At 61.8% G+C, this 8624-nt stretch carries 7 protein-coding genes and 1 pseudogene; 2 read left to right on the forward strand and 6 right to left on the reverse strand.

Annotated features, from left to right (window positions below; all coding sequences use genetic code 11):
* Together M3I54_RS42695 and M3I54_RS42700 are read left to right on the forward strand one after the other, a co-directional pair.
* A pseudogene (locus M3I54_RS42695) lies at positions 1-201 on the forward strand (hypothetical protein); the annotation flags it as partial.
* A gap of 10 nt (positions 202-211) precedes the next feature.
* The gene (locus M3I54_RS42700) at positions 212-763 is read left to right on the forward strand and encodes a YMGG-like glycine zipper-containing protein (RefSeq protein ID WP_254346318.1); all 552 of its coding nucleotides are present in this window, start codon (positions 212-214) and stop codon (positions 761-763) included.
* 73 nt (positions 764-836) lie between these two features.
* Here the strand turns inward: M3I54_RS42700 and M3I54_RS42705 are convergent, their stop codons facing one another.
* The 6 genes from M3I54_RS42705 to M3I54_RS42730 all read right to left on the reverse strand — a co-directional run bounded on the left by M3I54_RS42705 (position 837) and on the right by M3I54_RS42730 (position 8054).
* Complete coding sequence (locus M3I54_RS42705) at positions 837-1748, reverse strand: LysR family transcriptional regulator (protein ID WP_254346320.1); 912 nt, start codon at positions 1746-1748, stop codon at positions 837-839.
* A gap of 727 nt (positions 1749-2475) precedes the next feature.
* Positions 2476-2730 (reverse strand): RNA-binding protein, encoded by a 255-nt coding sequence (locus tag M3I54_RS42710; RefSeq protein WP_254346301.1) that lies wholly within the window; start codon positions 2728-2730, stop codon positions 2476-2478.
* Positions 2731-2752: 22 nt separating this feature from the next.
* A complete protein-coding gene (gene fabI / locus M3I54_RS42715) occupies positions 2753-3544 on the reverse strand; it encodes an enoyl-ACP reductase FabI (RefSeq protein WP_254346310.1) in 792 nt (263 codons plus the stop codon).
* 4 nt (positions 3545-3548) lie between these two features.
* Positions 3549-4727: an acetate/propionate family kinase gene (locus tag M3I54_RS42720; protein ID WP_254346312.1), complete on the reverse strand. Its 1179-nt coding sequence runs from the start codon at positions 4725-4727 to the stop codon at positions 3549-3551.
* A 4-nt stretch (positions 4728-4731) separates the two neighbouring features.
* Positions 4732-5685, reverse strand: coding sequence for a phosphate acetyltransferase (locus M3I54_RS42725; RefSeq protein WP_309249686.1), 954 nt, complete (start codon positions 5683-5685; stop codon positions 4732-4734).
* Positions 5686-5702: 17 nt separating this feature from the next.
* Positions 5703-8054: a DUF3141 domain-containing protein gene (locus M3I54_RS42730; protein WP_254346316.1), complete on the reverse strand. Its 2352-nt coding sequence runs from the start codon at positions 8052-8054 to the stop codon at positions 5703-5705.
* Between the last annotated feature and the right edge of the window lie 570 nt (positions 8055-8624).

Raw genomic sequence — 8624 nt, forward strand, 5'->3', positions numbered from 1 at the left:
GTCTTCTATGCTGCGCCCGCCCCCGTCGGCGTCCAGTCGGTCCAACCGGCCCCGACTACTGTTTATGTCGAGCAAACGCAAACGAGTCCGCCGGCGGGTACCTGGTGGTATTGCCCGGTGACAAAAAAATATTACCCGTACGTGAAGGGATGTTCGAGCCGCTGGGTGGAAGTGCCCGTGAGGCCGACCGCGCCGAAATGATATGAGCGAAATGAATTCCATCTCCCCGCAATCGCGCACTAAGCGCGGCGCATCTGCGGTACTCGTCGCCGTGGTCAGCCTGGCCGGCGTCATCGCCCTGGCCGGCTGTGCCGGCATGCCGACGGGCCCCACAGTGATGGCCCTGCCCGGCACCGGCAAGTCCTTCGATCAATTCCGCGCCGACGACGCACTGTGCCAGCACTTTGCTTCCCAGCAGACTGGCGGCGTGAGCACCCAACAGGCTGCAGCGACCGGCGCGCTCGGCGGTACGGCCATCGGCACCGCGCTCGGCGCGGCGGCCGGTGCGGCATTCAACGGCCGCCGCGGCGCAGCGGTCGGCGCAGGCGTAGGTCTGCTCGGCGGCAGCATGATCGGCAGCAGCATGGCGCAAAGCTCCGCCACCAGCCTTCAACACCGCTACGACCAGGCCTACGTTCAGTGCATGTACGCAAATGGCGAGCGTGTGCCGGTCCCGCGCAGCGCTGCCGATGTGTATCGCACGCAAAACGAAGCGACACGATTTCAGCCGGCCTACAATACGCAGCCTCCGCCAGGTTACTGACCTTGCCACGCGGACGCCAGCCGTGGCGTGAGCAAGTTGTTTGCGATCAGTGAGACAGGCATGGGCAACGAGCTCAAGGAGGTGTTTCGGCGCCGCCCTCAAAGAATTGCGACGTGTGGTCGATGAACGCTCTCACCTTCGGGGGTAACAGCGTGCGTCCCATGTAAGCCAGGCGGAGCTCGGCCGCCGTATCTGCGACCTCGAACTGCTCGAGCAGCCGAATCAGCCGCCCGGCCTTTATATCGTGCTCTACCAGCGTGATCGGGAGCAGCGCGATACCGAATCCCTGGAGCACGATGTCACGATTGAAGATCGGGTTGTTCGAGGTAATTTCGTAGTGAATCGGGACTGCGACGTTTTCATGCTCCGTTCGAAAGGTGACAAATGGCTTGTGCATCGAAGGCGGAACAGTGACGAATACGTGGTCTTCCAGGTCAGCCGGATGCCGGGGCCGAGGGCGCCTGGCCAGATAGGCCTGAGTGGTAACGATCACCAACGGCAGTCTCTGGAGGAGTCGCGTCACGGCCAAATCCGTCGCCAGCATAAAAGGCATAATGATACCGACGTCATAACCATCTGCTGTCAGATCAACTGGCCGCTCGGTTAATGTGGCGTCCACGGTGATGCTCGGAAACTTGAGTTTGAACGAAGCAATTAGTGGTGCGAGCCATGTCAGCGCCGCGGTCGTATGGGCGACCAGCCTTAGGACGCCGGCAGGCAGTCGACCTTGACTTGCAGCATCGGCTTCCAGACAGTCGAGATCGTCCAGGATCCGCGTGCAGCCGTTGTAAAAGCGCTCTGCCGCTTCCGTGAGCGAAAACTGTCGGGTAGAGCGGTGAAAAAGCCGGGTGCCGAGCCGCTCTTCCAACGATGCGATCGCCCGCGAAACGACCGATGGTGATAAGTCCATCATTTCGCCGGCACGCCGGAAATTCTTGACCTCTACAATGGCGCGAAACAGGCGCAAGCTTTCGATATATTCCATAGTTTTTAGTGTTTCACACATGCCCGGAACATCTCGGCCGGACAACGTAGAGTTATATGTTCCGTCATACTAAAAATAGATCTGAAAATAGTTGCGCAAATTATCGTTGTCAATTGAAGCGCGGCTTATAGATGCGGCACATAGTTTCGATGTTTCGATGCTCTCGCGCAGGCACCAATGGTCGAGCGATCATAAACGACGAGCAACTCCATGGGTGCGTCAGGGCGCAGACGCTCGGCAGCGTTGACGTGGGTTCCCGCCACGACCCTTCAGGCCCCCGCGGCCACGACTGGAGATCTGTAGTGAGACGCGCAAAATCTTCCTCGACACGGGAAAGACGGAACGCATCTGCGATAGCGCACGGCACCTCGGCGGCTCGTGCAATGCAGGGATAGGCCCTGATACAGCCTCCATCAAGAACGGAGGCAGCCAAATAATCGCGAGCAATTCCGCTGAGGCTCTCCAGAGCCGCGTGAGTGTCCGCTTGATTCTCGACCCGATTCACAATGATGCACAACTGTGGTCAAGGTAGGGGATATGATCAGCATTGCGAACGGTCGTGGTCCAAGAGGCGCGCCGCCGCGACTTCAGTGCGCATGATGAAGGTCCGGACACGCACCGCCGGCGCCGTTCTTCGTTATCCAGCGCGTCGGGCGAATCGGCTGATTCGCCGAATACCGCAGGCATCGTCGACGCATAGCGCACCCTCTGTGCGGAGATATGACAGTCATTCTGTCGGGCGCTGCACAATGATCGCTTCGATCACGTGGTCGCTCCAGAACACGCGGTGAATCCTGGCCTGAAGAAGTCGCAGCGCTTCCGGCTGCAGATCATGGAACGCAAGCAGCACAGCAGGCCGGATTCCGGTACCTGCCACGCGTTCGATGGAAATAAACGGCGGGAAGCCATAGCGGCTCAAAAACCCCCGGATGTCTTCGTCGGAAACAGTGTCTTCGACGGTTTGCAGCAATAGCTCAGTCACGAGGTCCTTCTCCTGTGCAGTGTCACGCCATGATGTTGACGCCGCCATCGACGTACAGCGTTGCCCCGGACACTTTCCGTGCGTACGGTGTGGAGAGGAAAGCGCAGGTGTAGCCAACGTCCATGATGTCGACGAGTTCGCCGAGCGGCGCACGGTGGGCTGCTTCGTTGAGCAGCAGACCAAAGTCCTTGAGTCCGGAAGCGGCGCGCGTCATTAGCGGACCCGGCGAGATGGCGTGAACGCGGATGCCCTGCGGACCCAGTTCATGGGCGAGGTAACGCGCGCACGCTTCGAGGGCAGCCTTCACGGGTCCCATGACGCTATAGTTCGGCACGACCTTGCTTGCGCCGTGATAGCTCATGGTGAGCAGCGTGCCACCTTTATCCATGAGGGGCGCGGCAAGCGCGGCCATACGCACGAAGGAATGGCACGAAATGTCCATTGCTTGCGCGAAGCCCTCGCTCGAGCAGTGCAACAGGCCGCCCTGAAGGTCGTCCTTCGGTGCCCACGCAATCGAGTGCAGCACAATGTCGAGACGTCCCCAACGCTGGCCTATTTCGGCAAACACCGCATTGAGCTGGTTCGCATCGGCGACGTCGAGCGGCAGGAGCATGTCAGCATGCAATTCCTGCGCGATTGGCTCGACCCAGGCTTTCGTCCTTTCCGTGGCATACGTAATCGCAAGGTCAGCGCCAAGTTCGCGAAACGCCCTCGCGCACCCGTATGCAATCGAGTGTTCGTTGGCGACGCCCGTGACGAGCGCCTTCATGCCCTTGAGCAGGGGGCCTCCCGGTGCGCTGTTTTCCGTTGACATCGCTTTACTCCACGACAGCGCGCGTATGGCGCGCAATCATCAGTTCTTCGTTGGTTGGAATGACCCACACCGGCATGCGGCTTGAAGCGGTGGTCACGAGTGGTCCGCCCTTAAGATTGGCAGCGACGTCCAGCTCGGCACCGAGCCACTGCGCTCGCCGCACGACAGCCTCGCGGACCGCCGCAGCGTGCTCACCTATGCCGCCGGTAAACACGAGCGCGTCGATGCCTCCCATGGCGGCGGCAAGCGAGCCCAGCTCGTGCGAGATGCGATAGACAAAAAGATCGATCGCGAAGCGGGCGCGAGGATCGTCGCTTTCGAGCAGTGTGCGCATGTCCGCGGAGACGCCCGATACGCCGAGCAATCCGGACTTGCGATACAGGAGATCCTCCACAGCACGCACATCCATGCCCTGTTCTTCAGTCAGGTACAGCACCACGCCGGGATCGAGATTGCCGCAGCGGGTGCCCATCGGGAGGCCATCAAGGGCAGTAAAGCCCATCGTGCTGGCCACGCTCGCGCCCGCCACGAGGGCGCACATGCTCGCGCCGTTGCCTAGATGCGCAACCACGGTGCGCCCCGCGGCTGCCCCGGGTGCGACGTGAGGTAGCACGCTGGCGATGTACTCGTACGACAGCCCGTGAAAGCCATAGCGGCGCACACCGAGGTCGGTGATCGCCGCCGGGAGCGCGAAAGCCTGGGCCACCTCCGGCTGCGTCCGGTGGAACGCCGTATCGAAGCACGCCACCTGCGGCACGTCTGGCTGCATCTGGTCGAAAAGGCGTATCGCCTTCAGGTTATGCGGCTGATGCAGGGGTGCCAGCGGCGTCAGCTTGTCCAGCTCGTCGACCACCGCAGGGGTCAAACGAACCGGGCCGCTGAAGCGCTGCCCGCCGTGTACCACACGATGGCCGACGGCCACGAGCGTGTGCCCTTCGCGATGCTCCTCGAGGAACACTCCGATGTGTTCCAGCCCGTGCCGGTGGTCCAGCTCCGTACCGGCAGTCCACTCCTTCGCATGGTGTTCGCCGTGACGGTCCAATGCTTCGAATCTTGCGTGCGACGTATAGAGTCCATCGACTTGGCCATGCACGACCAGTTCGAGCGCACTACCCTGCTCTTCGAACGCCGAGAACTTGATACTGGACGAGCCAGCGTTGAGGACGAGAATCACGTCTGCCATGGCATCACCCCACGATCTTTGCCGCTTCGCGCCGCGCGAGGGCGACGAGCACGGCCACCGCGCACGAGGCGAGGCGTGTTATGAGCGAATCAGCCCGGCTCGTCAGGATGATGGGCACGCGCGCGCCTAGCACGATACCGGCCGCGTCCGCGCCCGCGAGGAACGACAGACTCTTGGCCAGCATGTTGCCCGCTTCGAGGTCGGGCACCATCAGCACATTGGCGCGCCCCGCCACCGGCGACTCGATGTGCTTGATGCGTGCCGCCTCGGCGTCGATGGCGTTGTCGAGCGCAAGCGGACCGTCGACGAGTGCCCCGGTTACCTGCCCCCGGTCCATCATCTTGCATAGCGCGGCAGCCTCGATTGTGGACGGTACTTTCGGGTTCACTGTCTCCATTGCCGACAGAATCGCCACCCGCACTTCCGGAAACCGCAAGGCGTGGGCAAGGTCGATCGCGTTCTGCAGGATGTCGACTTTTGCCTCAAGCGTCGGAGCGATGTTGATCGCCGCGTCGGTCACGATTAGCGGTTCGGCATGTCCCGGCACATCCATCACGAAGCAGTGGCTGATGCGCCGGCCAGTGCGCAGTCCCGAATCGCGGCGGACCACTTCGGCCATCAGTTCGTCGGTATGAAGACTGCCCTTCATGAGCGCTTCGGCCTTGCCTTCGCGCACGAGCTGGACGGCCGCGGCCGCCGAAGCTTCGCTGAACGGTGTGTCGACGATCGGGTAATCGGCGATCGAAAGACCGTATTCCGAAGCGACGGAGACGATGCGCTCGCGCGGACCGACGAGCGTGGGCACGATCAGCCCTTGCTGCGCCGCCTCGACCGCCCCCTGCAAGGAACTCTTGTCGCAGGGATGAACGACGGCCAGAGGCATGGGCGCGAAGCTACGGCATTGCGCAATGAGCTCGTGGTACTTGACGTGTCTGGATTCCATGGCGGGTTCGCTCACTGACGGGTTGGCGGCACTCACGATGCCGTGGCGCGAACGCGCGGTGCGCGGGCCTTTTGTGGGGGCGACTCGAGCGCGGTTGTCGCTCCGAGCACTGACCGGATGGAGCGCAGCGCCTCTTCCTGCGCGGGTTCCGGCGGGATGCGCAGCACCCGCCGGTCGGCCAGCAGTTTGTCGAGCAAGGTCAGGAGCCGGTTTCGGTCTTCCGGGTTGGCGAGCAGGTCGGGCAACGTCTGGATAGCCTGTTGCGGCTCAAAAGTCGCGATGAGTTCCTGCTCCCCGCGAATGCGCCGCCAGTCGGCAGGAGGCAGATGCGGCAGGTAGTCGGCATATTCATCGACCAGTTGCTTGACTGTCTCGATGCGCGAAAGCGGTAGCGGCTCGCCCTTTGGCGCGAGGAGGAACGCGGTGCGCGCGACCGCCTCGTTGTAGCCGCCCTGCCTCACCGAGGCGAGCGCAGCCTGGACGAACGGCAGGCTGCGAGGATCGGCGGCGGCGGACGCGCCGCCGCCCTGCTCGCCGAGGCGGTCCGGGTCGTGCATTGCGAAAAGATTCGCGTAGATCGAGAAGAACAGTGCTTCGATGCTGGCGTCTCTTACAGCCCGGAACTGGTCGAGCGAGGCGCTGATCAGTTCTGAGCCGCGCCGCTCGACCGTGCGCCAGGGTTCGAGGTCGCTCGAGGGCTGCCGGCTGGCTCTGACAGCATCGGCCATCGGACGCAGCGCGGCCAGCCACGGATTCAGGTCCGAGAATGTCCAGCGCTGGAGACGCAAGGGATGAAAGTCACGGAGCAATCGCGCGGTCGTCTCGTTCGAAGCATGCTGCACAAAGGGTCGAACGAACAGCTCGTAGGCTCGCTGGTTGAACTCCGACACCGCCGCCACGGCCTTGAACGGCTTTTCGTCCTCGCGCCGCAACTCGTTGAAATGCTCGACGGCTTCTTCCAGCCGGTGTTCGGCGAGCGAGACCTCGTATTCGGTTTTGCCGTCTGCGCCCTTTACCTCCTTGATCGACATGCCGTAGAGGCCCGGCGCAAGCGTCTCGATTGTCTCCAGCACGTTGAAGATCTGCGTGTATTCCTTCTTCGCCACCTTGCCGGAAACGAAGATGCCGAGATGGCCGACGTCCTCGTGCATCAGGGCGACGATGACCTGGCCGCGCGCCTTGATCTCCTCGGTGCTGCTGTACATGTCAGCAACCCAGTTGAACGCCTGTTGCGGCGGCGTGATGTTGTCGCCCATCGATGCGAAAAGGATGATGGGCGAGCGGATGGCGCGCAGGTCGAAGGATTTGCCCGACGGGCCGGACACTTCGCCGGACCACAGCTTGTTGCCGATAAAAAGGTTACCGGTGATCCACTCGATCTCTTCCCGGTTCATCAGGTAGTAGCTGCCCCACCACCGCTCGAACTCGATAAAGCGCGCTGGTTCCGTATCGATGTTGGCGAACACGTTGTAGTACTTGTCCCAGAACGTGTTGGCGGGGTTCAAATACTCGAAGTTGTTCACGAGATGCGCGCCGTCGAACTTGCCGTTGCCAAGATCGGCCGACAGGGACGAGAGCCATGTGCCGCCCAGAATGCCTCCGGCATAACGCATCGGATTGGGCGCCTCACCCTCGCTCCACGCCCCGCTCCAGTAAGACATGGGCGCGCCGTTGACCACGAGGGGACCGGTGTCTTCGGGCGATGAACTGGCAAGCATCATCGCGGCCCAGCCGCCCTGGCAATTCCCCACGATCGCGGGCTTTTGGCTGTCTGAATGCAGTTCGCGCACCTTCCGTACGAACTTCTGCTCGGCCGCGCACACGTCGAGCAGGGTCTGGCCGGGCTCTGGCTCCTGGAAGAACACGACGAAATAGACCGGATGACCGGCGCGCAGGGCAACGCCGACCTGCGAATCGTCCTTGAAGCCCCCGATGCCGGGACCGTGCCCGGCGCGCGGATCGATGATCAGATACGGGCGCTTCTTCACGTCGACCACGACACCCTCCGGCGGCCGTATCGACAGCAGAGCGTAGTTGACGGGCCGCTCAAAGTGCCTCGCGTCGAGCACTACGTCATAGTCGAAATGCAACGCCGGCTTGATCCCGGCCTTGTTGCGCTCGATGAACTCGTTGCCGCGTTGACGCAAGGTATCCCAGAACAGGACGGAGCGCTGCGCGAAATCGGCCGTATAGTGCCAGGCGCCCCATGGTGTGAACTGCGCCAGGTTGGGAATGGTGAACGCGGACGTGCCATCGCCCCCCTTGATTGCGTCGCTAGTCCTATGCCCGAACGATCGCCGGGCCTCTTCGAGGCGATTGTGCAACAGGCGCAGGATTTTCAATGCGATCTCGTGATTGCGTGTCAGCTGTGTAAGCTGGTCCATCTCGTGATTCTCCTTAAGCGAAGCGACTTAACCTTGCACAACGGCTCATTGCGTTGCCGGGTTGCGCAGAGAAGCCTGGATGCCGGACTGGATTACGGGCAGCACCGAGCACAAACGACCCTATATTTGACTCTTTCATCATTTATGATCTTGTTGTCATTATAAACCCAATCAATGACACGACGGTTGAATTCAGCGGATCGCGTCGTTTCGCCGCAGCGTGGGAAAAACTGTTTGGGAAAACTATCGGGCGCCATCACGTAGGTCAGTCAACCTTAGGCGAATATTGCCGACGGGGCGACGCCGCCTCGACGGCAGCTTTCAAAGTGTATTTGTCATTCGGTCAATCACGTCGGCTCGCGGATGCTGCGGTACCGCCGTCACCGTTTCCTTTACGGTTGGCTACGGGTTGGCGGCGATGGAGGACGTTCGTATCCGTGCCGTCTACCGCGGCAGAGCCGCTAATGTGACAGCGCCATGAACAATGTGCGCAATCGCACACTACTGCCCGGTTTCGTCTTCGGGCCTCGCGCCCAGCGCACTATTTTTCAGAAGTACCTCGATCGACTG

This window comes from Paraburkholderia sp. CNPSo 3274 (assembly GCF_024206475.1).
Lineage (GTDB): Bacteria > Pseudomonadota > Gammaproteobacteria > Burkholderiales > Burkholderiaceae > Paraburkholderia.

Excerpts from the sequence above, each read along its gene's own strand:
- M3I54_RS42720 (WP_254346312.1), bottom strand. The coding sequence starts at position 4,727 with ATGGCAGACGTGATTCTCGTCCTCAACGCTGGCTCGTCCAGTATCAAG.
- fabI (WP_254346310.1), bottom strand. The coding sequence starts at position 3,544 with ATGTCAACGGAAAACAGCGCACCGGGAGGCCCCCTGCTCAAGGGCATG.
- M3I54_RS42730 (WP_254346316.1), bottom strand. The coding sequence starts at position 8,054 with ATGGACCAGCTTACACAGCTGACACGCAATCACGAGATCGCATTGAAA.
- M3I54_RS42700 (WP_254346318.1), top strand. The coding sequence starts at position 212 with ATGAATTCCATCTCCCCGCAATCGCGCACTAAGCGCGGCGCATCTGCG.
- M3I54_RS42705 (WP_254346320.1), bottom strand. The coding sequence starts at position 1,748 with ATGGAATATATCGAAAGCTTGCGCCTGTTTCGCGCCATTGTAGAGGTC.